This is a genomic window from Mesorhizobium sp. YR577 (assembly GCF_900116595.1).
GTDB lineage: Bacteria > Pseudomonadota > Alphaproteobacteria > Rhizobiales > Rhizobiaceae > Mesorhizobium_M.
This window is the reverse complement of sequence record NZ_FPBI01000036.1, coordinates 1-23,271: the sequence shown is the minus strand read 5'-3', so window position 1 is coordinate 23,271 and position 23,271 is coordinate 1. Positions and strand designations below refer to the sequence as shown.

Genomic DNA, 23,271 nt, shown 5'->3' with positions numbered 1-23,271 from the left:
CTGACTGGATTCAGCTTAAGTCGCCGGCTTTCATGAGAAAAACGAATAGGGTATATATCAGCCATGAGTTCAAACGATGGCTTGAGGTCTTCGCTAGACAGCGATCTGCTGCGTACCTTCCTTGTTGTCGCTCAGGAAGGGAATGTCAGCCGGGCGTCCTCCCGTCTGCTGCGGACGCAATCCGCGATCAGCCTCCAGGTGCAAAGACTAGAAGAAACGGTCGGGCATCTACTGTTCCAGCGTCACGGACGCGGTGTGACACTCACGCCAGCCGGGGAAAAATTGCTCGCTATCGCAAGGAGGGTGGTTTCGACCTTAGATCAGGCGGTCGTTGAACTGCGGGGGCATCAACCGGGCGGAGAAATTCGGATCGGCATTCCCGACGAGTACGGGGAAAAGGTTCTGGCTTCGATTCTGGCGTCGTTCTCGGATACACAACCGAACGCCCAGGTCGTCGTTCGCTGCGGATCCAGCGCGGAATACCCGGAGATGATTTCACGAGGACAACTCGATCTTGCCATTCATTCACCTGAGAGCGTGTTGCCGGGTGACGTCGTGATTCATCGGGAGCCGGCGGTTTGGGCTGCTTCGGCATTCGCGGACGTTTCATCTCGGATCCCGCTCCCTATCGCCTTGTTCGACAAGGCCTGTTGGTGGCGGAGCCGCTGCCTTGAATTGCTGGAATCTTCGGGCGTCAGCTATCGTGTGGTTTGCACCAGTGAGAGCCTGGCGGGCGTTCGGGCAGCCATTGCAGCCGGCACGGCCGTGGGCGTGCTTCCCCAGGTTTCAATGACTGCAGACCTCCGTGTCGAGGATGTCAGCACGTTGCTTCCGTCAATGGGGAGCTCGGAACTGGTGCTTTCTAAATGGAGCGGCGCTCCCCGGGAACTCGTCAGTTCAATGGAAATGTCAATTCGATCGGCGTTTCAGAAATCCGACATCTCCCATCGAGCATAGCCAGCCGATGATCTGGGAATGGCGCGCGTGATGTGGAGTTCATTCGAACAGTTCGCAGTGCGCGATACTCACTTGTTTCGGAGGCCAGCGGTTTCGGGTGCCAACTCCGGTACCTGACGGCGCCAGCCAATGCAGGCGAAGGCAATAGCTGCTGCAACGCCAAGCACAATGGCGACGGAAAGTGCGGACCATGTTCCGACGTGAGCCATCAGGAACGAAAACAGAAATGGAGCCAAGGCGGAGGCGATCAGACGGATGGCTGAGATTTGCCCCAGCATGGCCCCGTAGCCTGCCGAGCCGAAGAGGTGCAGGGGTAGTGACCCCTGGACGATGCTCATCAGACCCGAGCCGAGACCAAAGAGTATGGCGAAAGCAATGCCGCCGGATATCGATGGCGCTGTGGTCAGCAGCACGCATAGGCCCAGGACCAGGAAAGCGGCGGAGATGACCGCTAGAACCAGTGGCGACAGGCCTTTCCCGAACAGCATATTGATAAACCGGCTGAAGACCTGGGAAGGACCGAAAACGGTTCCGACCAGAACCGCAGTTGCGCCCATGCCGACCGCGGTCAGGAGTGGCACCATGTGAATCAGGAGGGCTGAAAGCACAAATCCTTCCAGCGCGAAGCCGACAGCCAACAACACGAATGCTCTTGATCGGTCTTCATTCGAAATGCTCCCAATCACCGCTGCAAACCCCGACGTCGAGGCGGAAGCCTCACGTACCTTGATCGCCTTCATCGTTGATGCCAACCACCAATGGATTGGAAGGCAGACGAGCAGATTGATGCCCGCAAAGACCAGATAGACTTCGCGCCATGTCAGATGCTCATGAAGCTGGGAGGTAATTGGCCAAAACAACGTCGAGGCAAAACCAGCAATCAGTGTGAGATGGGTGATGCTTCGTTGCGCCGTTTGCGGCGTGATCTGGACCAGAAGGGCGAATGCCGCATTGTAGAGCACGAAGGCCGAAGCGATCTCGATGACCACCATTCCCGCAATGAAGGTTACCCGTTCTGGTGCAAAGGCGCACAGCAGTAGGGCAATTGCCGCGATTATCGATCCGAACGACATCGTGCGGCCAGCCCCGTAACGATCCATCCAGCGGCCGATCGTTGGAGCCGCCAGTCCACCGACAATCAGGGAAGCTGAAAACACCCCGAACACCCATTCCTGGGACCAGTCGAAATCTCGAGCCATGTCAGGAGCGAGGATGGAAAAGCTGTAGTAGAGCGTGCCGTAACCGATGATCTGGGTCAGACCCAATCCCCAGATGATGGCGCTGCGACGATGCTCAATTGAAACTGCCGAGGCCATATTCCATTCATCCGGGATTATTGAAATTGACGTCAAAAAAGAGAGGAATCAGGCGGTATCGTCTCGCTTGATTGAGACCGCGTCCGCGCAACATTCGTTGGCAAGAAAACCCAGCAGGCCATGCATTACCGGGTAGTTAGCACGGCAGATGAGCGTCGTTGCTTGCCGTTCCTGGGTGACGAGTTCCGTTGCGATCAGGCGGTGGAGATGATGGGAAAGAGTTGACGCGGCAATGCCGATCTTATCCTGGAGATGGCCCACGGGCAGGCCTTCCTCGCCCGCGCGGACCAGCGCTCGATAGACCCGTAGTCGTGTCGGATTACCGAGGGCCTCCAACTGTTTTGCTGCTGTTTCGACAATCATGGAAATAGGCTAGATGCTGTGTCCAGCGTCGTCAATCTATATTTCGAACATTGTCGAAATATAGCGGCCCGAAGACGAGCAAGGGCGTTTGCAAACTGAACCTGCAATGGTGCATTGAGGTGTCAGGCATCGAGACCATCACGGAGACGACGCGAGTGAGCGAGAATTCCGAGGATTCCTCGCGATCGGGAGTGGCAGCGTTTGGCGGTGGAGCCGTCATCGGCACGCTTGGCGGATTGATAGGTTTGGGCGGTGCCGAATTCAGGCTGCCGCTTCTCATTGGTCTGTTTCGGTTTGGGCCACTCGAAGCGATCATTCTCAATAAAGCCATGAGCCTTGTGGTCGTTGCATCGGCTTTGCCGTTCCGGATGCAGACCATCCCCGCCGCGGAATTGTTTCAGAACTGGAGAGTGATTGCCAATTTGCTTGCCGGAAGCATTCTCGGGGCATGGGTTGGAGCTGGATGGGCGACGCGGCTCAGTTCGGAAACCCTTTTCAGGATCATTGCCATTCTGCTTGTCCTGATCGCCGTCGTTCTGCTGCTGGGGCACGGTGGCAACAGCGCGGCTGGCCTGAGCGGAGGCTATCTCATTGCGGCAGGCACAGTGGCGGGCTTCTTTATCGGTGTTGTTGCTTCGTTGCTCGGCGTAGCTGGCGGTGAACTCCTCATACCGACGTTGATTTTGCTATTCGGTGCCGACGTGAAGCTGGCAGGCAGCCTTTCCCTGGCTGTGAGCCTGCCAACCATGATTGCCGGATTTGCCCGCTACAGCAGGGATCAGAGCTTCTCCGTGCTGAAACGCAACCGGACATTCCTTCTGATCATGGCTGCGGGCTCGATTGTCGGCACCTTCATAGGTGGGAGATTGCTTGGCACAGAGCCTGGCAATGTGCTTCTGCCCGTCCTTTCCCTGATCCTGATGGTGTCGGCTGTGAAGGTTTGGCAGCACCGCTGAATCGATATCTATGATGATCAAATAGCTTTGAGCTTGACCCGCGCTTCGAGCTTTTCAGCATCTTCCTTGCGCTCGCTGTAGCGGTCAGTCAGGTACCCGGAAACGTCTCGGGTCAGCAGCGTGAATTTTACCAGTTCCTCCATGACATCGACGACGCGGTCGTAATACGAGGACGGCTTCATTCGCCCCGCTTCGTCGAACTCTTGATACGCTTTTGCGACACTCGACTGGTTGGGAATGGTGATCATCCGCATCCAGCGGCCGAGAATGCGCATCTGGTTGACGGCATTGAAGCTCTGCGAGCCTCCGGACACCTGCATGACGGCCAAGGTGCGCCCCTGCGTCGGACGAACCGAGCCGACGGCAAGGGGGATCCAGTCGATCTGGGATTTCATGACGCCGCTCATGGCACCATGACGCTCCGGGCTGCACCAGACCTGGCCCTCGGACCAGAGTGACAGTTCACGCAGTTCCTGCACCTTGGGATGGTCGATCGGCGCGCCGTCGGGCAGGGGAAGACCGGTCGGATCGAAGATTTGCGTTTCCGCTCCGAAATGTTCGAGTAGCCGTGCTGCCTCCTGTGCCAGGAAGCGGCTGTAGGAGCGGCTACGCAACGAACCATAGAGCAGCAGGATGCGCGGCTTGTGTGTTGAGAATGGCTTGGACAGCCGGGCAGGGTCGGGAAGCTGAAGTGCTTCGTCCACAATGTTGGGCAGGTCAGGCAATTCGGTGTCCTTCGGCATCGATCAGCAGTTCGCCATCCTCCTTAGCGAACGGACCTTTCTGTGGGACCGGGAGAATGTCCAGCACGATCTCCGACGGACGGCTGAGACGCACACCCCATGGCGTCACCACAAAAGGGCGGTTAATCAGGATCGGATGTTCCAGCATGGCGTCGAGCAACTCGTCGTCGGTCAGCGTCGGGTCGTCGAGACCAAGGTCCGCGTAGGGTGTTCCCTTTTCCCGGATCGCTCCGCGAACCGTGAGACCAGCCTTGCTGATCAGGTCCTTGAGAACGGTGCGTGTCGGCGGCGTTTTCAAATATTCGATGATCGTAGGCTCGATGCCCGCATTGCGGATGAGCGCCAGCGTGTTGCGGGAGGTGCCGCAATCGGGATTGTGATAGATGGTGACGTCCATCACGCGGTCCTTTCGGCTTCTTTGGTGGCGGTGGCAGTGGCTGTGACGGCTGCGCCGCGTTCGTACCAGTCCTTACTACGGTTCACGATCCAGACGACCGAAAGCATCACCGGAACTTCGACCAGCACGCCGACGACCGTTGCGAGTGCGGCACCAGAGCTGAACCCGAACAGGCTGATGGCAGCGGCGACGGCCAGCTCGAAGAAGTTCGAGGCACCTATCAATGCCGATGGACCCGCAACGCAATGCTGTTCGCCAGAAATGCGGTTCAGCAGATAGGCCAGCCCGGAATTGAAGTAGACCTGGATCAGGATCGGAACGGCCAGCAGAGCGATGATTGTGGGCTGCGAAATAATCTGTTCTCCCTGAAAGCCGAACAGCAAAACCAGGGTCGCCAGAAGCGCGATGAGCGATAGCGGCTGCAAAGTCGCCAAGAGGCGGTCGAGGGCTTTTTGTCCGCCTGATGCGAGCAGGCTGCGCCGCATCAGCTGTGCGATGATGACGGGGATGACGATGTAGAGGACGACCGACAGGACGAGCGTATTCCACGGCACGGTGATGGCCGAAAGGCCAAGCAGCAGGCCGACGATCGGGGCGAAGGCGACCACCATGATCGCGTCATTGAGTGCGACCTGAGATAGGGTGAAATGTGGCTCGCCCTTGGTCAGGTTCGACCAGACGAAGACCATGGCCGTGCAGGGGGCAGCCGCCAGAATGATCAGCCCGGCGATGTAGGAATCGATCTGGGTTTCCGGCAGATAAGGCCGGAACAGCCAGCCGATGAAGAGCCAGCCAAGCAGTGCCATCGAGAACGGTTTGACTGCCCAGTTGATGAACAGCGTCACGCCGATGCCACGCCAGTGACGGCCGACCTCACCGAGTGCGGCGAAGTCTATCTTCAACAGCATGGGAATGATCATCAGCCAGATCAGCGCAGCGACGGGGATGTTGACCTTTGCGATTTCGGCAGCGCCGATCGTGTGGAAGAGACCCGGCATAAGGTGGCCGAGCGCAATGCCCACGACAATGCACAGGGCCACCCAAAGGGTCAGGTAGCGTTCAAATGTCGACATGATCTAGGCCGCGTCCGTGCTTTTCGAGGTTGTTCCCTCAAGATTGCCGATGGCCTTGAGGTGGTGGTCGAGCGCCATGCGGTCGATGGAGGCATGCGGCAGGCTGAGGAACGCCATAATCCGGTTTTTCATGAATCTGGCCGCGGTGCTGAAGGCGCGTTCCTTCTCGATATCGGTGCCTTCGACATTGGATGGATCCTCGATGCCCCAGTGCGCAGTCATCGGTTGGCCCGGCCAGACGGGGCAAGCTTCGCCGGCGGCGTCATCACAGACGGTGAAGACGAAATCCATCTCGGGCGCGCCAGGTACGGCGAACTCGTCCCAGGCTTTCGAACGAAACCCGTCAGTGGGATAGTCGAGCGCTTCCAAAACTTTCAGCGCAAAGGGATTTACTGTGCCCTTGGGCTGGCTGCCTGCCGAGAAGGAATTGAAGCGGCCAGCGCCTTCCTGACGCAATATGCTTTCGGCAAGGATCGAGCGAGCTGAGTTTCCGGTGCATAGGAACAAAACATTGTAGATGCGGTCGGTCATTGTACGATCTCCTTGGTGCTGGAGGCCTGGGGGAGGAGGGATGGTTGGTTCGAAACCGGGCGGGTCAGAAACATGGCTGTTGAGGGGCAAAGTGCAGACGCTTGCTTTGTCGCTAGTATCTCTGGCGGGACAGTGTCGCGCTGGATTTGCTTGAATCCAATCGCCTCGAAAAAATCGGCGGCGGATGTTGTCAGAAGGTAAGCGTCTTTCGCTCCAAACGTGGTTGCCTGCTCCAACAAGCTCTCAGTGATGAGGCGGCCAATCCCCTGACCACGGGCTTGCGGAAGGACGACAATCGAGCGGAGAAGGATATTTCCCTGGCAGAGTTCGATGCCGCCAAATCCAACAAGCTTGCCGTTCTGACTGAAGCGGAAGAACAGGCGGCCACTTTCCGTCAGATCGTCAGTGGGTAGCTGCTCTAGCTCGAGAGCAGCTAGGAAATCCGAGGCGTCAGGCGCGACCGATTCGAGTTCAAGGCTCATTGCACAGTATCCGCAGGTTCGCAGCAGGACGGAACAAGGGCGGGTGCACAAATGGCGGGATTGCCTGCGCAGCAATCTTCCATGAGGAATCGGATCAGGCCGCTCAGCGCCTGATATTCGGCGGTGTAGACAATGGATCGAGCCTCCCGTCTGGCAGCAACCAAACCGCCACGCTCCAGTTCCTTGAGATGGAAGGAAACGTTCGAGGCCGACACGCCCGCTGCCTCGGCGATGGTTCCCGCAGCCATGCCGTCCTGACCTGCCTTCACCAGAAGTCTGATGATCCGTAGCCGGGTTTCCTGGGACATTGCTCCGAAGGCGATGAGGGCTTGACGTTCTTCCATATTTCAACAATCCTATAAATGTCAAAACAATGGATAACGCAGATGCTCACTCCTGACAACCATGAATTTGAACAAGCTGTAAAAATCATGACCGACGACATCACCATAGGTGACCTTCTTGGCTTCCTCGGAGGTCACAAGGACAAGCCGTTGGTGTTCAGCTACGACGGACGGGCAGTGAAACCCGGCTATCATGTCACCGAGGTCAAGGCTGGAGAGTTCTCCGCGCTTGACTGCGGCGCTAATCCAGAATCCTGGACAGAAATATTCATCCAGTTATGGGATGTCGAAGAGGGCGAACGGACTCACATGCCATCAGGCAAGTTCACCGCTATCATCCGCAAGGTCACGGAGCACCTGGCGCTCGATCCGTCTGCCAAGTTGACCTTCGAGGTCAGTGACGGCATTGCACCGATGCAACTTCACCAGGCATCCAAGCCGACTGTCGTAAACGGTGAGGTTCATGTGGCACTCTCACCTCGTCCCGCAAGCTGCAAGCCGCGGGATCGATGGCTGGCCGAACAGGCGAAAGAATCGGTATCGTGTTGCGGGTCGTCGAGGCCTGACAGCCAGCCATGCTGCAATTAGGTCGAAGCCGCCACGCATACGTAATATTACGGGACGGGTGATCGCGAGGCTGCGCCTGCATGCGGTCGAGCATGTGTTCTCGATTGACGTGCCCTCGCTTCGCCCCCATCCGGCAGAGCGCGTTTCTGCTTGAGAATATCTCAGCACCAGGCCGGGAGCCACATCACGGCTTCTGTTGCGTTTCATCCCCCTTTTCGTGCGGCTATCTCGGTCAGACCAACCGCTTGAGGCCATCAACCCTCCAGGGGTCGGCTACGCTTGGCGTGCCGCCGCTTCGGCTTGCGCCTGCGCGGTGATTGCAGCGATCAGTCCGACACATCGGGCGCCTGTCAGCGGGGGATGGTTCTCCGCTCGAAACAGGAGCCGGAACGATGTCTCTCAACGACGCCCACGCCTTCGCCTTCAGCCTCGCCGGTACGCTCATGGCAGCGATCGTTATCTTTCGCGCTGGTGACGGCAGCCACTCCGTCGTGCCCGCGAGCGAATATGACGGCGACGAAGATGTGATCATCCGTGAAATCGACCCATTCGCTCCTTAGGAGCGAACACAGCTCGCTTCCAATCGGCCGAGCCGTCCGCGTGATACGCTTTTGGACCGCGGCAATATCGCGAATGGCACCCGCACATGGATCAATCCCTCAATATCTTCGGTACTTTCAGCGGGCCGCTTTCCAGAAGACGCGTCCAGACGCCGTCTCGTCGCCATGCACCCCGAACCCGCCCGTCGTCACGATCATGAGCCGGATCGAAGAATTCTCCTCCGAAATGAGATTGAAATTCCTCTGCTGAAGTGCGATCGGCAAAACAGTACAGCCGCATGCTCTGATACTTCCCGTTCGGCCAAATGGCTTGCACATTGCGCGTGAAGTATCGCCAACCACGTGCGAGGAAGAATTCGAGGATGATGGAGAAATTGTCCTGCGTGCAGATATCATCGGGCAGGGCCACCTGATGCGGCCATTGCTGATCGATGACGCTGGCGCTCGGGGTATGGCTGCTGCGCTTGATATTCATCGCTCGTTCCTGTGATGCCAGCCGCGGGAAAAGCCTGATGAAACGGCAACGCGTGCCAGTTTGAGCTCACGTTCCAGAAAGCGGTTTGCGGTAAGAAGCGTAATGACAGCGGCGCGGGCATCGCCGTCACATGAATCTATGGCTTTGTCTGCAGCCGATTCCAATTCGGGCATAGCTTCGCCGTCCGTCGCCGGCTTGGGTGCGGTCATGTGAAAGTTCCTTGATGAAGGAACTTCTCTCACGAATCTGCTTATCGACGCAAGGCATTTGTTCCTATTTTGTTCTTATGTTGCGAGGTGTCAGGACTGGCAAGGGCGAATTCCCCGTTCAAGAGCGCCTGGCCATTTGTGCGTTGGATGCGGCCGTCATTGCTCATGCCGAGCGTCGGGAATGCATTCGGGTGTCACGCGAGCGTCGAGCTGAGACCTCGAGACACGGGCCGAAATGCCGCGAAACTGGTGCCCATCTGCGCCGAAGATCGATATCGGCTCAACTGTGACCGCCAGGGTTGCCACGTTCTCCTAGAATATTCTGTCCCATCTCGACCGCTCCAAACGGCCTCATCGATGGATGTATCTGGCCGAAGGGCGGCTTTGCCTTGCTCGCCTTTGCCGCAACAGGGCGTAACCGACTTTCTTCCCCTGACGGCTGCGCCGTCATTCCTCGCGGATCAAGAAACTCGTTCCCGCACCGTCCTTCGCGTTGCTCCGGTCGCAAGCGATGCGCCGTCGATCGCCTCCGGCCGGTCGATCACCATCGAGGCCGCATGGTGCGGGTTCGAAGCATCAGATCAAGGAGAAACTGACATGGCTACCATCGGCACCTTCAAGAAGACCGAAAACAACGAATTCACCGGCGAGATCGTCACCCTCAGCGTTCAGGCCAAAGGCGTCCGCATCGTCCCCGATACCCGCTCGACCGGCGAAAACGCCCCCAGCCATCGCGTCGTGGTCGGCCGTGTCGAAATCGGTGCCGCCTGGTCCAAGCGCTCCAATGAGGGCCGAGACTATCTGGGCCTCAAGCTGGACGACCCGAGCTTCAACGCCCCGATCTTCGCCAACCTCTTCGACGATGAAGGCGGTGAAGGTTACAGCCTTATCTGGTCCCGCCCAAGCCGCCGCAACGGCGACTGAGGTCCCAGAAACGGATACCCGCCCGGTTACCGCCGGGCGGGCCATTTGCAGCATTATCGTATTTGCTGTATATGCAAGTAAATACAACAAATACAGGAATTGGACATGGCCAGCTCCCCAGGGTCTTATTCGACCAGCGATCTTTCCAGAAAGTCCGGTGACATCATCGCCGAGGCGTTGCGACATCCTGTGACGATCACGCAACGCAACAAGCCGCGCCTCGTTCTCCTCAACATCGAAGATTACAAGCGGCTGATGCGTCAGTCCGACGTTCGTACCGCCGGCACGATCGAAACCATCCCCGACAACCTGTTCGCCGAGTTCGAGGACGCTGTCGGCAAATACGGACAGGAAGACGAGACAGGACAGCCATGAGCTATGACGACATCCAGACCGGGGCCGTCATCCGCTACCCTTATCTCTGGGCAAGGCAATCTTCCAGCGGCGAGACAGAGGGACGCAAGGGCAGGCCAGTCGCCGTTGGTGTCCGGTTGTCTCGCCCGGATGGCGACTTGGTATTGTTTTTCCCCATAACCACCAAACAACCTGAATCCTCCCGTTTCGCTGTGGAGATTCCAGATATTGAGAAACGCCGGGCCGGCCTCAATCTGGATTTACGGCTTTGGATCATCCTGGATGAATTCAACACCGATATTGTTGGCAGATCCTTCTACCTCGAACCGGCTCCACCGATCGGCCGTTTCAGCAAGGTCTTCTTCCTGCCGTTGCTGCGCGATTTCATCGCGCGCAGAAAGACTTTCACCGAGGTCAATCGGTTCCGGTAGGTCAGTTGTTGCACCTCTCGAATATCCCGCAATCGCCTGGCTGCAACAGGGTTGTCATGCCGGCTGCTCCTCTTTTCGGAGCGAACTGGAAAGGCCCGCCGTGCCGACCGTCAATACCTGAATTCAGGGATAGCGCGGCGTATTCCACAACCTTACGAACGATTCGTAAGAAGAACGGGACGGGGGTGGATGAAGCCAGATTCATCGCAGTGGCGCAGTTCGACTGCGTATGAGTTCATCAAAGATGCCTCCGCGGACGCTGTAGCGTGGGAGTTCCTGCGCCGAAATCCGCAATACCAGAGCGATTTTGCCTGTTTCAGACGAAAAGGCTCCGACATGCCGGCACAGTCGATCGAAACGATGCGGCAACGCTGGGGCCTCCGATTTCGTCGCAAGCCCGGATCAACCCGCGACTAAACAGCCGGTTTACTGGACGGCCGAAGCCAATCCCGGTGTAGTTCATCTCATCAACACGCCGCCTCTTATGGCGTCCTCATCGGACATGATGCTCGACCTGTCGCAATCGCATGCGCAACAGGATGAAGTCGGTCTGCATCTGCACGCACCTGCTTCGGTAGCCAATTCGCAGATCACGTTTTTGCACGGCTCTCATCCGAGCAAGCCGCTTGCCGCTGTCATTCCTCTCGACACAAAAGTGTCCGACCGTCTCGCGTCCATCTATCGGTTTGTCAAAATGCAAGCCGGACGCAATGTTCCTGATGAACGCCTCACCATCACTCAGCGAAGACGAATAGGCCACATGCTGCGGGCCGTTGATGGCCGCTCGGAGGGCGCCTCATATTTCGACATTGCCCATGCGCTGTTTGGCAAGCGGCTTGTCAAGGCGCTGGAATGGCAGGAATCTGCCTTCCGGCATACCACGCTGCGCCTCGTGCGCGATGGCCGCAAATTGGTAAATGGCGGCTACAAACACTTGTTGAAGTTCCGCCGCCGGACCTCCGGCGATCCCTCTTCAGGTGCGAAATAGCCCAGGCTTCTTTCGCACCTGAACAACGCGTTTGGCCTTCTCCATCATTGCCTTCGTCCGCCGCTCCCTTGCTGCGGCTTCCTTGACGACAACGGAGACAATCTCATGTCCGCCAATCTCACCGGCTTACCGCCGCGCTACCTTCGCACGCCCGAAGCTGCCCGCTTTCTCGGACTCTCCGGCCGCACCCTCGAAAAGCATCGTACCTACGGAACAGGACCGGATTACCGCAAGCTCGGTGGGAGAGTGGTCTACGCCGTCGACGATCTGCAGGCATGGGCCAATCGAGGAGCGGTCACTTCGACTTCCGATCCGCGCGGCACGGTGTTGCCTGCCAAGCGGCACGATTTTGCACAGCCCGGGCGCATCGGTCGTCACGGCCTTTGATCGGAACCGATCTCATCATGACGAGACGTCAACACCCCCTGGCCGCGTGCGGACAGCTCGAACTTTTCCGTGCGCTTCCCGGCAACATTGCGCCTCGTGACGCGCAGGATCTCATGGCCTATCCATTCTTTTCGCTCTCGAAGAGCCATCGCATCGCACCGATCGACTTCTCAGCCGGCAAGGTGTCGATCCGCGTCGAGGCAGTGCCGGACCACGGCATGGCAACGATCTGGGACGCCGATATCCTCATCTGGGCCGCATCGCAGATCGTCGAAGCGCGTGACGCTGGGCTCAGGACCTCGCGCTTGATGGGTGCCACGCCCTACGAGATTCTGACCTACATCGGCCGCGGGGTAGGCGCCCGTGACTATCGGCGCCTGAAAGCGGCCCTGGACCGGCTCCAATCCACGACTGTTGCAACGTCGATCCGTCAGCCGGTCGAAGGGCGCCGCCATCGCTTCTCGTGGATCAACGAATGGCAGGAGTGTACCGACCGATCCGGCAAGCCCGCCGGGATCGAGTTGATCCTGCCGGATTGGTTCTACCGTTCAATTCTCGACGATGCGCTCGTGCTCACCATCGATCGGGCATATTTCGATCTAACCGGTGGCCTCGACCGCTGGCTCTACCGTCTCGTGCGCAAGCATGGCGGCAGGCAGCGTTCCGGCTGGCGCTTCGATTTCCGCCACCTTCACCAGAAATCCGGCAGCCTTTCGCCGTTCAAACGTTTTGCCTTCGAACTCCGCGGCATCATCCGCCGCCAGCCATTGCCCGGATATACGCTGTTCATCGAAGGGGAAGCCAATGGGCGTCTGCTACTTGCTTTCGAACCACGGTTAACCAGTGAAAAGGCTGTGGACGGCCTCGTGCTATCGGGAACCGGGACTATCGTGCCATCGGGAACCGCAGGCGCGTGCTATCAGGAACCCAAACAAGCCGTAAGCCGCGGATCAAAAACGAGAAATCGCGCCCTTAACTTAGAGTCTAACATAGAATCTAACGTAAAGAGCCGCGCCAACTGGTTACAAGTCTCTTCCGACCTGCCGGGGGAGGGCGTTGAACCATGATTTCGGCGTCTCAAACGAGAACCGATCTGACGCGTGTCGAACTCACCTGGATCGAGAAGCGGATCGAGCATTGGATACGCTTCGGCCACAAGGCTTCCGAGCAGATACTCGACCGTCAACGGCGCGTGGTGTGCTTTGTGCCCGAAACCGTCTTTGCGTTCGTCCGCTGGGCGGCGAATGACTTTGGCACAATCGTCTCGCGCATAGATATCGTGCGAGCGGTCGGAGAAAGTGAGCCATTCCAGACGCTGCCTTTCGTGCGGCCAGGTGGCGACCTCCTGTTGAAGATCGATGGCTGGCCAAAGGTCGAGCGTGTGCTGCATGCGATCGATGCCGTTGACGCGATCGGTGTCGATCCAGCCGAAGCTTCGCCCGATCACTGGCGCCACGTGCACAACCGCCTGACTGCAGGTCACGAGCCGCGTAGCTACACGATCGAGCAGCACCGGGCTTTCCAGCTTCGCCGGAAGATCGAGCGGTGAGGCGCTTCTGTTACATAGTGACGGCCTGCTTCGCGATAGGAGGCGTTGCCGTCGCAGCCGTCCTTCCATTGCCGCTGAAATTCATCTGGAACGCCTCCGCGAGCGTACCGATCGGTCTCTACACGATCGATGCCGGCAAACCGCCAGGGGTCACCGACCTGGTCGTCGTCAACGCGCCGGAACCACTTGCGGCCTTCCTTGCCGAGCGCGGTTATCTGCCGTCTGGTGTTCCGCTCATGAAGCGCGTCGCCGGCGTTTCTGGACAACCGGCCTGCCGCACCGGCGGCACGATTTCGGTCGACGGCATCGAAGTAGCGGAGGCACTTGATCACGATCGATTGGGTCGTGCTCTTCCGAGGTGGGAGGGCTGCCTTATCATCGCAGTGGGCGAGGTTTTCCTACTGAATGCCGACGTCCGCGAGAGCTTCGACAGCCGCTATCTCGGGCCGATCCCGGCCAGTTCGGTCATTGGTCGGGCAACAGCACTTTACACCGACGAAGACGGCATCGGTCGCTTCGAATGGCACGCGCCAACGCGATGACGCGCGTATCCAGCCTGTCCTCACAGCATCGCAAAGGAGCCTTTTCATGCCCCAGATCGGAGAATTCACCGGCGACAAATCCGGCTTTATCGGACGCATCCATACGCTCACAGTCCGTTGCGAACTCGCCATTGTCCCTGCTGAACCGTCGGATGCTGAGAATGCTCCCGACTATCGCGTCCATCAGGGTAAGGACGGCAATGGCCCGGAGATCGGCGCCGCCTGGATCCGAACAGGCGAGAAAGCCGGCGAGTATCTGTCATTGCTGCTCGACGATCCCGCATTCCCGCAACCGATTCGCACCCGGCTCTTTCAGAATGGCGCTGATGTAACCTCATGGTCGTTGCACTGGACGCGTCCCCAGAAGCGCGGCGAACGAGCATAGGATATGCGGATCGTTCGTCCGAAATGCGTGTCACGGGTGCCAATCGGACGGCTTCGCGTTGCATGGCCCTTCATCCTCCTTCTCCGTTCCGGCCTGACTTTTTCAAGTGCGTTGCTGGCCGCTCCAGCGCAGGGCTCGCCTCTCTTAGAACCTTCGTTACGCGATCCTCATGGCGCCTTCGTCACTGAAGCCTCCCAGCGCTTCGGCGTCCCCGAGCATTGGATACGGTCTGTGCGGCGCGTCGAAAGCGCCGACGATGCGCGTGCCCTGTCGTCGGCCGGCGCCATGGGGCTGATGCAGATTATGCCCAACACCTGGGAGGAACTGCGCGCACGTTACGGCCTCGGTCGCGATCCCTATGACCCGCGTGACAACATTCTCGCAGGCACAGCCTATCTGCGCGAGATGCATGATCGCTACGGTTCGCCGGGCTTCCTCGCGGCCTACAACGCCGGTCCCGGACGCTACGAGGAATTTCTCGCGGGTCGCCCCTTGCCGGCAGAAACGCGCGCCTACGTTACAAAGCTCGCCCCGCTGATCGGTGTTGGAAGCAACGTCCCAGCCGCGCAGCGAAATGTCGTGGCCGCAGCCACCGATCCAGACGCCTGGCGTGACGCGGCGCTCTTCATAATGCCATCAACCCGCAGTCCGAACGTCGATTTGCCGACACCGAGCGCGCAATCCAACGACGCGTCGGCAGGAATTCCTGTAGGTGATGTGCCTGCCATTGTAACGCCATCAAGCAGCCTGTTCGTCGACCGTGCCAGTGATGGAGACCGTCCATGAGAGGTTTCGTGTTCTGGCGCGGCGTGGCGTGGTCTGGCAGAGGAAATGCAGAATGGCAGGGGGAGCGGAAGAGAACGACAGCAGGAAGGCAAGATAAAAGCGCCATGTCCACCGTCGCCCAAGTCTTTGACTTGGTTGGGTTTTTGGCGTGCCGGTCGGTCGGGAACAGTGCCGCTGATCGCTTTTTCTCCAATGATTACAAGGCTGTTTCCGGCACTGCGCCTGACTTGGATCGCGGGAGAGCGCGGCCATGAGCGAATCCGACAGCGATTTCAATGTCCGGCCAGGGCGCATCAAGAGCACCCGTGCGGGCAAGCCCAAGAGCTTCATCAATCAGGTGCTGCGGGCCGCGAAGAAGGCTGGACACACCGGCAGTGGTAGGGCGTCACGCTCCGGCGGCGGAACGATTGCTCGTGGCCGCTCGACCTTCGGCCGCGGCCGTAACACCTTCAGCCGAAATCGGCTATTCGGCAGCAACCGCCGTGTCGTAGTCGCCGCCCGGATCGCGCGTCATTCCGGCAAGGCGTTTCGCTCGGCGCCGCTCTCGACGCATCTTTCCTACCTCAAACGCGAAGGAGTCAGCCGGGATGGAGAAAAGGGCGTGATGTTCGACGCGACCAACGAGCGCGCCGACGATCTCGCCTTCAGCGATTGGTGCCAGGACGACCGTCATCATTTCCGCTTCATCGTCTCGCCCGAAGACGCCGGCGAGATGAGCGACCTCCGAGCGTTTACCCGCGACCTTGCCAGCCAGATGGAATCCGATCTCGGCACCAAGCTTGATTGGGTCGCTGTCGATCACTGGAACACCGACAACCCGCATGTTCACCTGCTGATCCGTGGTGTGGATGAGACTGGCGCCGATCTGGTGATCTCGCGCGACTATATCAGCCGGGGCATTCGCTCGCGTGCGGAGGATCTGGTCTCGATCGAGCTCGGCCCAAAGCCCGAGCACGAAATCCACAATGCGCTCGAGAAGGAAATCACCGCCGAACGGTGGACGGGGCTCGACATTGAGATTCGGATCGCCGCCGACGAGGTCGGCTTCATCGATACTCGCCCGGAACCTTTCGGCAAGTCGGATCCTTCACTCCGACGCCTGATGGTCGGCCGGCTTCAGCATCTCGAGAAGATGGGCCTCGCCACTCAAGGCGCCTCCGGCGAATGGTCCATCGCACTGGAGGCCGAGCGTACGCTCCGCGATCTTGGCATGCGCGGTGACATCATCAAGACTATGCACCGTGCCTTCACCGAGCGCGGACAGGATCGCGGCTTCACCGATTATGTAGTCGACGGCGGCAGCGCCGGCGCGCCGATCATCGGCCGGCTGGTTGATCGCGGCCTACATGATGAACTGACCGGCGAGGCTTATGCCGTGATCGACGGTACCGATGGTCGCGCCCACCATGTCCGCTTCAGAGGCATCGAAGCCTTCGAGCATTCCCCGCCGATCGGCGGTATCGTTGAGGTGCGCCGCTTCGGCGGGCCGGAAGACCAGCGGCCGACGCTGGTGCTCGCCACCCGTTCCGATCTCGATCTTCGTGCCCAGATCGCTGCGCCGGGCGCCACCTGGCTCGACCATCGTCTGGTCGAACGCGAACAGATGCCGCTCTCGATGGGCGGGTTCGGCCGCGAAGCGCGCGACGCCATTCAGGCGCGCGCAGAACATCTCGCTGACGAAGGGCTCGGCCGCCGCCAAGGCCAGCGCATTATCCTCCAGCGCGATCTGCTCAACACGCTGCGCCGCCGTGAGCTGGACGCGGTTGGCGAGAAGCTCTCGGCGGAGACGAGCTTGGCGCATGTGAAGGTTGCGGCCGGCGAGCATGTCGCCGGAATCTATCGCCGGCGCCTCACACTCTCCTCCGGTCGCTTCGCCATGATCGAGATCGCAAAGGGCGATGGGGGCCTCGGTTTCCAGCTCGTGCCCTGGACCCCGCCGCTCGAAAAGAAACTCGGTCAGCACATCACCGGCGTTGCGAAGTCGGGCGGCGGCATCGAATGGAGCCTTGGCCGCCAGCGGGGCCTCGGCCTGTAACCGCCGCAATCAACAGGAAGGGACGCAGCTCATGTCTGCCACGAAAATCCTTTGGGGCCAGATCCTCGTCGTCTTTCTGATCATCCTGATCACCACCTGGGGCGCGACGCAGTATGTCGCCTGGCAACTCGGCTATCAGGCGCAGCTTGGCGTGCCCTGGTTCGTGCTTGGCGGCATGCCGATCTACTATCCTCCGGCCATTTTCTGGTGGTGGTATGCCTTCGACGCCTATGCGCCCGGTCTCTTTGCCAGAGGTGGGATAATCGCTGCCTCGGGCGGCTTCATCGCTATCGCCGTGACCATCGGCATGTCGGTCTGGCGCGCTCGTGAACAGAAGAATATCGAGACTTATGGGTCGGCTCGTTGGGCGAATCTGGGTGAGGTGAGGGCGGCCGGCCTCCTCAAACCCGACGGCGTGGTGCTTGGCCTGCTCGACCACGATTATTTGCGCCATGACGGTCCCGAGCATGTGCTGTGCTTCGCGCCGACCCGATCCGGCAAGGGAGTGGGCCTTGTCGTTCCCTCGCTGCTGACATGGCCAGGCTCGGCCATTGTCCATGACATCAAGGGTGAAAACTGGCAGCTCACCGCCGGCTTCCGGGCGACGCATGGCCGCGTGCTCCTCTTCGACCCGACCAATCCGAAGTCGGCGGCCTACAATCCACTGCTGGAGGTCCGCCGCGGTGAGTGGGAGGTTCGCGACGTTCAGAACGTTGCCGATGTCCTCGTCGATCCCGAAGGCTCGCTCGAAAAGCGCAACCACTGGGAAAAGACCAGCCACTCGCTTCTCGTCGGCGCGATCCTCCATGTCCTCTACGCCGAAGCCGACAAAACGCTCGCCGGTGTCGCGCGCTTCCTCTCCGATCCGAAGCGCCCCATCGAGACCACGCTGAAGGCGATGATGACCACACCGCATCTGGGAGAGGGCGGTCCCCATCCGGTGATCGCATCGACCGCACGCGAACTGCTGAACAAATCCGACAACGAACGCTCCGGCGTGCTGTCGACCGCCATGTCTTTCCTTGGCCTTTATCGCGATCCCGTCGTCGCCCAGGTGACGCGGCGCTGCGACTGGCGCATCGCAGATTTAATCGAGGATCCGCGGCCGGCGACGCTCTACCTCGTGGTGCCGCCATCTGATATTTCGCGGACCAAGCCACTCATCCGCCTCGTCCTGAACCAGATCGGCCGCCGCCTGACCGAGGATCTGCACTACAAGGAGCGCAAGCATCGTGTGCTGATGATGCTGGACGAATTCCCGGCTCTCGGTCGCCTCGACTTCTTCGAATCCGCGCTCGCGTTCATGGCTGGATACGGCATCAAGAGTTTTCTCATCGCGCAGTCGCTGAACCAGATTGAGAAGGCCTACGGAGCCAATAATTCGATCCTCGACAACTGCCATGTCCGCGTCAGCTTCGCGACCAACGACGAACGGACAGCGAAGCGTGTATCCGATGCGCTCGGCACGGCCACTGAGATGAAGGCGATGAAGAACTATGCAGGCCACCGCCTGTCGCCCTGGCTGGGGCACCTCATGGTCTCGCGCTCCGAGACCGCGCGCCCACTGCTGACACCCGGCGAGATCATGCAGCTTCCACCCACCGACGAGATCGTCATGGTGGCTGCTACTCCGCCGATTCGGGCGAAGAAGGCACGCTACTTCGAAGACAAACGCCTGACTGAACGCATCCTGCCGCCGCCAGAGCTCAAGCCGCAAACGGCGCTCGCCCACCCGGATAGCTGGTCGGCCCTGAAACCGCAGGCACCGGATAAGGATCTGCTCGCCGATATCGAGAAGGCCGAACAGGATGCTGCCAATGGTGGCCTGCGCCGGGAACCGGAACTTCCTGACCATGTCGCTATCGCCAGGGAAATGACCGATCAGAAACCATCTGACGAGTTCGCCGTCATTCTCGATGACGAACCGGAAGACGCTGCTCGCCAGCGGCAAGCTTTGCGCCGCCAGATGAGTGGTATCGCCCGTCAGGTTTCTATGGATCCCAACGACAACATGGACCTTTGAATCATGCGCAACCGAATGAACGTCTATTTTCCAGCCGATATGCTGCGCCAGATCGCCGATCTTGCCGACCGCAAGAAAATCTCCCGATCGGCAATTGTCGAGGCTGCCGTCGCCTCGTTCTTATCCCCCGATGGCGCCGACAAATGCGAAGCCGCATTCACACGCCGCCTCGATCGGCTGACACGACAGACTCAGCGGCTAGAGCGAGATCTTGGCATCACTGCTGAAACACTGTCGCTCTTCGTGCGCTTCTGGCTGTCTGTAACGCCGCCGCTGGCCGGCGAGGCGCAAGCTGCGGCCCAGGCCAAGGGCCGAGAACGTTATGAAGGGTTCATCGAGACACTCGGACGCCGCTTGCAGAAGGGACAGAGCTTTCTGCGTGAGATTCCTGACGATATCGCCGGTGATGGTCAGGCGTCAGCTTCACCCGACGGGCATCTCAGTCAGAAATCGTAACCGTGAAGCGTCGCGAAACTCAGGCTTTTGCGATTCCAACTCGATTGAACTTTCAATATGGTGATTTTGTCGCGGCGACCGTCTGTTAGGGGGCCGTTAGCGGACTTGCGGCTTAGAGGCTCGGAATGTCAGAAGCGGACCTTCAGGCGGGCTGCGTGCATCGACGTGAACTGACCCGAAGGAGACCTAGCCTACGCGCGGGAAATGAACGCTTTGCGCCCGATCTCGGTCGACCAGCTTTGCTTTAAAACACCACATACCGACTGGGCGGCGCGATTTCCGACTGTGATGGTTTCTGCGAACTTCTCCGCCGGCGTCTGGTATTGCAAGATCTCGCGCGGCCGCTCGTTGATCTGGCGTGCAATGACGCTCATCCTCGCTTGGGAATGGGCTCTGCAGATGTTGTCTGGCAAGCGGTTGGTGTTTTCGTTTTGAACCACGCTGGACAATTGCGTGAGACGCGGCAATTGGATTCGTTGAACGCCCGGTTCCAGAGCCTTCTCACACCTGTAGGCTACCGTTATTTGGATTGCCCGGCGAGCAAAAATGCCGCAACGTGAGGTCGTGCCCCGGAGGAGGAACGGCCATGAAACTCTCAAGACGCAAATTTGCATGGGCCTGTGTAGCCGCGTTGTCGGTCGCGGGCGTGACGCCCGCCCAGTCCGCCGATGCGACGCCGGAAGAGGCCCGCGCCATCGCCAAGGACGCCTATATCTACGGCTTCCCGATGGTGGACAGCTATCGCATCCAGCACGCCTATTTCGTCGACGAAAAGAACCCGGAATACAAGGCGCCCTGGAACCAACTCAAGAACATCCCGCGCGTCTACACGCCGGCCGACACGGCGGTCCAGACACCCAACTCTGACACACCTTACTCGATGCTTGGCATGGACCTGCGCGCGGAGCCGATCGTGCTCACCGTGCCGCAGATCGAGAAGGAGCGCTATTTCAGCATCCAGTTCATCGACGCCTACACATTCAACTTCGACTACGCCGGCAGCCGCACCACCGGCAACGACGGCGGCAGCTTCATGGTCGCCGGCCCGGGCTGGAAAGGCGACACGCCGGCCGGCGTGACGAAGGTGTTTCAATCGGAGACCGATCTCGTCACCGCGGCCTACCGAACGCAGCTTTTCAACCCCGAGGATCTCGACAATGTGAAGAAGATCCAGGACGCTTACAAAGCACAGCCGTTGTCGGCGTTCCTCGGCCAGCCCGCGCCTGCGGCCGCACCGGCGATCGACTTCGTCAAGCCGCTTTCGCCGGAGGACGAACGCAAGTCGCTCGAGTTCTTCAACATATTGAATTTCGTGCTGCAGTTCTGCCCGACCAATCCGTCCGAGACCGAACTGATGGCGCGTTTCGCCAAGATCGGCGTCGGCGCGGGAAAGACCATAGACGTTGCTGCACTTTCGCCCGAAATGAAAGCCGCCATGGAACAGGGCGTGGCCGATGCCTGGGCCGATCTTGAGGCATTGAGGAAGAAGATCGATGCCGGGACAGTGACCTCGGGCGAGATGTTCGGCACGCGGGAATACCTCAAGAACAACTATCTGTACCGAATGGCCGCCGCCGTTCTCGGCATCTACGGCAATTCGGTACAGGAGGCAATGTACCCCATCTACGCCATCGACGCCGATGGCCAGAAGCTCGACGGCGCTAATCGCTACACCGTCCATTTCGACGCCGACAAGATGCCGCCCGTTCACGCCTTCTGGTCGCTGACGATGTATGATCTGCCGGCAAGTCTTCTGGTCGCCAATCCGATCAACCGCTACTTGCTCAACGAGCCGATGCTGCCGCAGTTCGTGAAGGATGCCGACGGCGGCTACACCTTCTATGTGCAGAACGAATCGCCGGGCAAAGACAAGGAGCCGAATTGGCTGCCCGCCCCCAAGGGCCCGTTCTTCGTCGCGATGCGCCTCTACTGGCCGGAGGAGGCAGCCCTCGACGGCTCATGGAAGCACCCGCCGATGATAAAGGCGCCCTGAGTGCAGGCAAATGCGGGGGCGGACGGCTGCCGTCCGCCTTCGCGGGTGACGATGTCACGGGTTGACCTGCGACCTTCGCTCACTGGTAAAGGTTCGGAGTTGGCGCTAAGCGATCGGCGCCACGCTGGACGCATCCGTCCGCTTTCGAGCCCAGCCATCCCGACAAGGGACAGTCTTCGGCCCCCTAAGTGACCTTCGAGATCGTCTTGGCGAGGATAGCTTCTGGCGCGATCGAATCCGGTCAGCGCGTCAGCTCGATTTGTAGAGCCAAAGAGCGTCCTAGGTGTTTGATCCCAGGTTTTGATGGTCCATTATTTTCCTTTGAACGGAAGGAGGCACTATGGGCCAGATTCTACACGGTAGCTCCACGACGGCATAGGCGATCCGTCGAGCAGAGACTGAGAACGCTTTCGAAGCGCTACGGGATCAATCAGAAGACGGTCGCCGGTTTCATCGTGGGTGTCTCGATTAATAGGGACATCAGCCGTCGCGAGACCTTACGGCTTATGCGTCGGGCATCGGCAGTGCTGAGCGGATGCTTTCGGGCAGAACAAGTCCCACAACCTCGTAAACATGCAGTGCGCCAACTCTGCCTTTTGCCGACGCTGCTCCCAAGGATCGGAAGGAAATGCGATCCGAACACTGCTGGACCACGGCCTCGCTTGCGAGGATTGAGGTTCCGTAGTTCTTGTTCAGTCCTTCCAGGCGCGAGGCGACATTGATGGTATCGCCCATGGCGGTGTACTGAAGTCGGTCGGTCGCGCCCACGCTGCCCACGACAGCCGTCCCGGTGTGTATCCCGAATCGCGTGCGGAATTCCGGCAGCCCCTCCAGCCTTTGCTTCTGGTTGAAGAGAGCCAGTGCCCGTTCCACGGCGAGCGCGCAGCGGCAGGCGTTGACGGCATGCTCGCTGTCGGCGACGGGAGCGTTCCACATGGCAAAGACGGAGTCGCCGAGGAACTGGATGATGGAGCCATTGTGCGCGGTAACCGCGTCTTCGAATATGTCGAAATATTCCGACAGCATCGCCACCACCCGAGGAATGGACGGTGCCGATCAACCTCGGCGTCTCGCAGGTCTTCAAGATCGGCGAGCAGGCAATGAGCTTCCAGGTCGGCGGCAAATACTACGCCGAAGCGCCGGAGGGCGGTCCGGAATGGGGAATCCGGACGACCCTGACATTCCTTTTTCCAAAAAGTGATCGCTGTTCGCAAGGTCAGATCTCGATAAGTGAACAGACGTTGTGCTTCGAGTTCCTATCGTCGGCTCCTGGCGCGACTACGATGTCCAAGGTGGTCGCCGGCAACGTCTGCTATCGGGCAACAGCAAAGTCAGCTCAACGGCCGACATGGTGAAGGGTTTCGGGTGCCGGCAGGCGTACGAAAGCCTCTCATGCTGGAACCCGCGGGCCACGTTCGATGGCTATGGGGATTTCGAACTGCGGC

Annotated in this window: 31 protein-coding genes and 1 pseudogene; 21 read left to right on the top strand and 11 right to left on the bottom strand. The window is 59.5% G+C overall.

The genetic code is table 11. From position 1 onward, the window contains the following. Window positions 1-63 precede the first annotated feature (63 nt). The gene (locus BM413_RS29905) at window positions 64-957 is read left to right on the top strand and encodes a LysR substrate-binding domain-containing protein (protein ID WP_091918495.1); all 894 of its coding nucleotides are present in this window, start codon (window positions 64-66) and stop codon (window positions 955-957) included. 68 nt (window positions 958-1,025) lie between these two features. Here the strand turns inward: BM413_RS29905 and arsK are convergent, their stop codons facing one another. Together arsK and BM413_RS29895 are read right to left on the bottom strand one after the other, a co-directional pair. Beyond that, complete coding sequence (arsK, locus tag BM413_RS29900) at window positions 1,026-2,273, bottom strand: arsenite efflux MFS transporter ArsK (RefSeq protein WP_091918494.1); 1,248 nt, start codon at window positions 2,271-2,273, stop codon at window positions 1,026-1,028. A 48-nt stretch (window positions 2,274-2,321) separates the two neighbouring features. Further along, window positions 2,322-2,636: an ArsR/SmtB family transcription factor gene (locus BM413_RS29895; protein WP_091918493.1), complete on the bottom strand. Its 315-nt coding sequence runs from the start codon at window positions 2,634-2,636 to the stop codon at window positions 2,322-2,324. A 155-nt stretch (window positions 2,637-2,791) separates the two neighbouring features. Between BM413_RS29895 and BM413_RS29890 the strand changes: the two genes are divergently transcribed. Beyond that, complete coding sequence (locus BM413_RS29890) at window positions 2,792-3,592, top strand: sulfite exporter TauE/SafE family protein (protein WP_091918512.1); 801 nt, start codon at window positions 2,792-2,794, stop codon at window positions 3,590-3,592. Window positions 3,593-3,609: 17 nt separating this feature from the next. Here the strand turns inward: BM413_RS29890 and arsH are convergent, their stop codons facing one another. The 6 genes from arsH to BM413_RS29860 are packed head-to-tail and all read right to left on the bottom strand — an operon-like array spanning window position 3,610 to window position 7,162. Then, complete coding sequence (arsH, locus tag BM413_RS29885) at window positions 3,610-4,335, bottom strand: arsenical resistance protein ArsH (protein ID WP_091918492.1); 726 nt, start codon at window positions 4,333-4,335, stop codon at window positions 3,610-3,612. Continuing rightward, the gene (arsC, locus tag BM413_RS29880; protein WP_091918491.1) at window positions 4,310-4,732 is read right to left on the bottom strand and encodes an arsenate reductase (glutaredoxin); all 423 of its coding nucleotides are present in this window, start codon (window positions 4,730-4,732) and stop codon (window positions 4,310-4,312) included. Before arsC ends, arsH begins: the two co-directional genes overlap by 26 nt. Further along, window positions 4,732-5,805 (bottom strand): ACR3 family arsenite efflux transporter, encoded by a 1,074-nt coding sequence (gene arsB, locus BM413_RS29875; protein WP_091918490.1) that lies wholly within the window; start codon window positions 5,803-5,805, stop codon window positions 4,732-4,734. Before arsB ends, arsC begins: the two co-directional genes overlap by 1 nt. Window positions 5,806-5,808: 3 nt before the next feature. Then, window positions 5,809-6,336, bottom strand: coding sequence for an arsenate reductase ArsC (locus BM413_RS29870; protein ID WP_091918489.1), 528 nt, complete (start codon window positions 6,334-6,336; stop codon window positions 5,809-5,811). Beyond that, window positions 6,333-6,818: an arsenic resistance N-acetyltransferase ArsN2 gene (gene arsN2, locus BM413_RS29865; RefSeq protein WP_091918488.1), complete on the bottom strand. Its 486-nt coding sequence runs from the start codon at window positions 6,816-6,818 to the stop codon at window positions 6,333-6,335. The genes BM413_RS29870 and arsN2 overlap by 4 nt, the downstream gene beginning before the upstream one ends. Next, entirely contained in the window at window positions 6,815-7,162 is a 348-nt protein-coding gene (locus tag BM413_RS29860) for an ArsR/SmtB family transcription factor (protein ID WP_091918487.1), read from the bottom strand. Before BM413_RS29860 ends, arsN2 begins: the two co-directional genes overlap by 4 nt. Window positions 7,163-7,204: 42 nt before the next feature. On the opposite strand from BM413_RS29860, the gene BM413_RS29855 reads away from it, so the two are divergent. Both BM413_RS29855 and BM413_RS33320 read left to right on the top strand, forming a co-directional pair. After that, window positions 7,205-7,750 carry a DUF6428 family protein gene (locus tag BM413_RS29855; protein WP_091918486.1) on the top strand — a complete coding sequence of 182 codons (546 nt, stop codon included), beginning with the start codon at window positions 7,205-7,207 and terminating at the stop codon, window positions 7,748-7,750. A 371-nt stretch (window positions 7,751-8,121) separates the two neighbouring features. Then, a complete protein-coding gene (locus BM413_RS33320; RefSeq protein ID WP_175544496.1) occupies window positions 8,122-8,289 on the top strand; it encodes a hypothetical protein in 168 nt (55 codons plus the stop codon). A 91-nt stretch (window positions 8,290-8,380) separates the two neighbouring features. Here BM413_RS33320 and BM413_RS29850 read toward each other — a convergent pair whose 3' ends face one another. After that, window positions 8,381-8,764: a hypothetical protein gene (locus tag BM413_RS29850; RefSeq protein ID WP_091918485.1), complete on the bottom strand. Its 384-nt coding sequence runs from the start codon at window positions 8,762-8,764 to the stop codon at window positions 8,381-8,383. Then, window positions 8,761-8,973 (bottom strand): hypothetical protein, encoded by a 213-nt coding sequence (locus BM413_RS29845; RefSeq protein ID WP_091918484.1) that lies wholly within the window; start codon window positions 8,971-8,973, stop codon window positions 8,761-8,763. Before BM413_RS29845 ends, BM413_RS29850 begins: the two co-directional genes overlap by 4 nt. A gap of 597 nt (window positions 8,974-9,570) precedes the next feature. Between BM413_RS29845 and BM413_RS29840 the strand changes: the two genes are divergently transcribed. The 16 genes from BM413_RS29840 to BM413_RS29760 all read left to right on the top strand — a co-directional run bounded on the left by BM413_RS29840 (window position 9,571) and on the right by BM413_RS29760 (window position 21,826). Continuing rightward, a complete protein-coding gene (locus BM413_RS29840; protein WP_091918511.1) occupies window positions 9,571-9,897 on the top strand; it encodes a DUF736 domain-containing protein in 327 nt (108 codons plus the stop codon). A gap of 105 nt (window positions 9,898-10,002) precedes the next feature. Further along, on the top strand, window positions 10,003-10,272 hold the full coding sequence (locus BM413_RS29835; RefSeq protein ID WP_091918483.1) for a type II toxin-antitoxin system prevent-host-death family antitoxin: 270 nt from the start codon (window positions 10,003-10,005) through the stop codon (window positions 10,270-10,272). Continuing rightward, window positions 10,269-10,682 (top strand): hypothetical protein, encoded by a 414-nt coding sequence (locus BM413_RS29830; RefSeq protein WP_091918482.1) that lies wholly within the window; start codon window positions 10,269-10,271, stop codon window positions 10,680-10,682. Before BM413_RS29835 ends, BM413_RS29830 begins: the two co-directional genes overlap by 4 nt. Before the next feature lie 189 nt (window positions 10,683-10,871). Further along, window positions 10,872-11,099 (top strand): transcriptional regulator domain-containing protein, encoded by a 228-nt coding sequence (locus BM413_RS33910; RefSeq protein ID WP_091918481.1) that lies wholly within the window; start codon window positions 10,872-10,874, stop codon window positions 11,097-11,099. 85 nt (window positions 11,100-11,184) lie between these two features. After that, complete coding sequence (locus BM413_RS29820) at window positions 11,185-11,670, top strand: DUF2285 domain-containing protein (protein ID WP_175544495.1); 486 nt, start codon at window positions 11,185-11,187, stop codon at window positions 11,668-11,670. Window positions 11,671-11,775: 105 nt separating this feature from the next. After that, entirely contained in the window at window positions 11,776-12,057 is a 282-nt protein-coding gene (locus BM413_RS29815) for a helix-turn-helix transcriptional regulator (RefSeq protein WP_091918479.1), read from the top strand. Between the two features lie 17 nt (window positions 12,058-12,074). Beyond that, a complete protein-coding gene (locus tag BM413_RS29810) occupies window positions 12,075-13,124 on the top strand; it encodes a replication initiator protein A (RefSeq protein WP_175544494.1) in 1,050 nt (349 codons plus the stop codon). Further along, a complete protein-coding gene (locus tag BM413_RS29805; protein WP_091918478.1) occupies window positions 13,121-13,606 on the top strand; it encodes a DUF2840 domain-containing protein in 486 nt (161 codons plus the stop codon). The genes BM413_RS29810 and BM413_RS29805 overlap by 4 nt, the downstream gene beginning before the upstream one ends. Further along, on the top strand, window positions 13,603-14,148 hold the full coding sequence (locus BM413_RS29800; RefSeq protein ID WP_091918477.1) for a S26 family signal peptidase: 546 nt from the start codon (window positions 13,603-13,605) through the stop codon (window positions 14,146-14,148). The genes BM413_RS29805 and BM413_RS29800 overlap by 4 nt, the downstream gene beginning before the upstream one ends. A 46-nt stretch (window positions 14,149-14,194) precedes the next feature. Next, window positions 14,195-14,533, top strand: a complete 339-nt coding sequence (locus BM413_RS29795; protein WP_091918476.1) for a DUF736 domain-containing protein — start codon at window positions 14,195-14,197, stop codon at window positions 14,531-14,533. A 3-nt stretch (window positions 14,534-14,536) separates the two neighbouring features. Next, entirely contained in the window at window positions 14,537-15,319 is a 783-nt protein-coding gene (locus BM413_RS29790) for a lytic transglycosylase domain-containing protein (RefSeq protein ID WP_091918475.1), read from the top strand. 250 nt (window positions 15,320-15,569) lie between these two features. After that, the gene (locus BM413_RS29780) at window positions 15,570-17,354 is read left to right on the top strand and encodes a relaxase/mobilization nuclease domain-containing protein (protein ID WP_091918473.1); all 1,785 of its coding nucleotides are present in this window, start codon (window positions 15,570-15,572) and stop codon (window positions 17,352-17,354) included. A gap of 31 nt (window positions 17,355-17,385) precedes the next feature. Next, a complete protein-coding gene (locus BM413_RS29775) occupies window positions 17,386-19,377 on the top strand; it encodes a conjugal transfer protein TraG (protein ID WP_091918472.1) in 1,992 nt (663 codons plus the stop codon). Window positions 19,378-19,380: 3 nt separating this feature from the next. After that, window positions 19,381-19,833 carry a ribbon-helix-helix domain-containing protein gene (locus BM413_RS29770; RefSeq protein WP_091918471.1) on the top strand — a complete coding sequence of 151 codons (453 nt, stop codon included), beginning with the start codon at window positions 19,381-19,383 and terminating at the stop codon, window positions 19,831-19,833. 204 nt (window positions 19,834-20,037) lie between these two features. Then, entirely contained in the window at window positions 20,038-20,268 is a 231-nt protein-coding gene (locus tag BM413_RS33315; protein WP_175544493.1) for a hypothetical protein, read from the top strand. Window positions 20,269-20,419: 151 nt separating this feature from the next. Next, window positions 20,420-21,826, top strand: a complete 1,407-nt coding sequence (locus BM413_RS29760; RefSeq protein WP_091918469.1) for a DUF1254 domain-containing protein — start codon at window positions 20,420-20,422, stop codon at window positions 21,824-21,826. A gap of 504 nt (window positions 21,827-22,330) precedes the next feature. Here BM413_RS29760 and BM413_RS29755 read toward each other — a convergent pair. Further along, window positions 22,331-22,861, bottom strand: a pseudogene (locus BM413_RS29755) (adenylate/guanylate cyclase domain-containing protein); the annotation flags it as partial. 14 nt (window positions 22,862-22,875) lie between these two features. On the opposite strand from BM413_RS29755, the gene BM413_RS29750 reads away from it, so the two are divergent. Further along, on the top strand, window positions 22,876-23,181 hold the full coding sequence (locus tag BM413_RS29750) for a hypothetical protein (RefSeq protein ID WP_091918467.1): 306 nt from the start codon (window positions 22,876-22,878) through the stop codon (window positions 23,179-23,181). The last annotated feature ends 90 nt before the right edge of the window (window positions 23,182-23,271 follow it).

What these genes read in the sequence shown, in the direction of transcription:
- BM413_RS29895 (WP_091918493.1), bottom strand. Translation starts at nt 2,636, where the DNA reads ATGATTGTCGAAACAGCAGCAAAACAGTTGGAGGCCCTCGGTAATCCG.
- arsK (WP_091918494.1), bottom strand. Translation starts at nt 2,273, where the DNA reads ATGGCCTCGGCAGTTTCAATTGAGCATCGTCGCAGCGCCATCATCTGG.
- BM413_RS29770 (WP_091918471.1), top strand. Translation starts at nt 19,381, where the DNA reads ATGCGCAACCGAATGAACGTCTATTTTCCAGCCGATATGCTGCGCCAG.
- BM413_RS29820 (WP_175544495.1), top strand. Translation starts at nt 11,185, where the DNA reads ATGATGCTCGACCTGTCGCAATCGCATGCGCAACAGGATGAAGTCGGT.
- arsB (WP_091918490.1), bottom strand. Translation starts at nt 5,805, where the DNA reads ATGTCGACATTTGAACGCTACCTGACCCTTTGGGTGGCCCTGTGCATT.
- BM413_RS29855 (WP_091918486.1), top strand. Translation starts at nt 7,205, where the DNA reads ATGCTCACTCCTGACAACCATGAATTTGAACAAGCTGTAAAAATCATG.
- BM413_RS29860 (WP_091918487.1), bottom strand. Translation starts at nt 7,162, where the DNA reads ATGGAAGAACGTCAAGCCCTCATCGCCTTCGGAGCAATGTCCCAGGAA.
- BM413_RS29795 (WP_091918476.1), top strand. Translation starts at nt 14,195, where the DNA reads ATGCCCCAGATCGGAGAATTCACCGGCGACAAATCCGGCTTTATCGGA.
- BM413_RS29760 (WP_091918469.1), top strand. Translation starts at nt 20,420, where the DNA reads ATGAAACTCTCAAGACGCAAATTTGCATGGGCCTGTGTAGCCGCGTTG.
- BM413_RS33320 (WP_175544496.1), top strand. Translation starts at nt 8,122, where the DNA reads ATGTCTCTCAACGACGCCCACGCCTTCGCCTTCAGCCTCGCCGGTACG.
- BM413_RS29870 (WP_091918489.1), bottom strand. Translation starts at nt 6,336, where the DNA reads ATGACCGACCGCATCTACAATGTTTTGTTCCTATGCACCGGAAACTCA.
- BM413_RS29815 (WP_091918479.1), top strand. Translation starts at nt 11,776, where the DNA reads ATGTCCGCCAATCTCACCGGCTTACCGCCGCGCTACCTTCGCACGCCC.
- BM413_RS29840 (WP_091918511.1), top strand. Translation starts at nt 9,571, where the DNA reads ATGGCTACCATCGGCACCTTCAAGAAGACCGAAAACAACGAATTCACC.
- BM413_RS33910 (WP_091918481.1), top strand. Translation starts at nt 10,872, where the DNA reads ATGAAGCCAGATTCATCGCAGTGGCGCAGTTCGACTGCGTATGAGTTC.
- BM413_RS33315 (WP_175544493.1), top strand. Translation starts at nt 20,038, where the DNA reads ATGAACGCTTTGCGCCCGATCTCGGTCGACCAGCTTTGCTTTAAAACA.
- arsC (WP_091918491.1), bottom strand. Translation starts at nt 4,732, where the DNA reads ATGGACGTCACCATCTATCACAATCCCGATTGCGGCACCTCCCGCAAC.
- arsH (WP_091918492.1), bottom strand. Translation starts at nt 4,335, where the DNA reads ATGCCGAAGGACACCGAATTGCCTGACCTGCCCAACATTGTGGACGAA.
- BM413_RS29850 (WP_091918485.1), bottom strand. Translation starts at nt 8,764, where the DNA reads ATGAATATCAAGCGCAGCAGCCATACCCCGAGCGCCAGCGTCATCGAT.
- BM413_RS29845 (WP_091918484.1), bottom strand. Translation starts at nt 8,973, where the DNA reads ATGACCGCACCCAAGCCGGCGACGGACGGCGAAGCTATGCCCGAATTG.
- arsN2 (WP_091918488.1), bottom strand. Translation starts at nt 6,818, where the DNA reads ATGAGCCTTGAACTCGAATCGGTCGCGCCTGACGCCTCGGATTTCCTA.
- BM413_RS29830 (WP_091918482.1), top strand. Translation starts at nt 10,269, where the DNA reads ATGAGCTATGACGACATCCAGACCGGGGCCGTCATCCGCTACCCTTAT.
- BM413_RS29810 (WP_175544494.1), top strand. Translation starts at nt 12,075, where the DNA reads ATGACGAGACGTCAACACCCCCTGGCCGCGTGCGGACAGCTCGAACTT.
- BM413_RS29805 (WP_091918478.1), top strand. Translation starts at nt 13,121, where the DNA reads ATGATTTCGGCGTCTCAAACGAGAACCGATCTGACGCGTGTCGAACTC.
- BM413_RS29835 (WP_091918483.1), top strand. Translation starts at nt 10,003, where the DNA reads ATGGCCAGCTCCCCAGGGTCTTATTCGACCAGCGATCTTTCCAGAAAG.
- BM413_RS29905 (WP_091918495.1), top strand. Translation starts at nt 64, where the DNA reads ATGAGTTCAAACGATGGCTTGAGGTCTTCGCTAGACAGCGATCTGCTG.
- BM413_RS29775 (WP_091918472.1), top strand. Translation starts at nt 17,386, where the DNA reads ATGTCTGCCACGAAAATCCTTTGGGGCCAGATCCTCGTCGTCTTTCTG.
- BM413_RS29790 (WP_091918475.1), top strand. Translation starts at nt 14,537, where the DNA reads ATGCGGATCGTTCGTCCGAAATGCGTGTCACGGGTGCCAATCGGACGG.
- BM413_RS29780 (WP_091918473.1), top strand. Translation starts at nt 15,570, where the DNA reads ATGAGCGAATCCGACAGCGATTTCAATGTCCGGCCAGGGCGCATCAAG.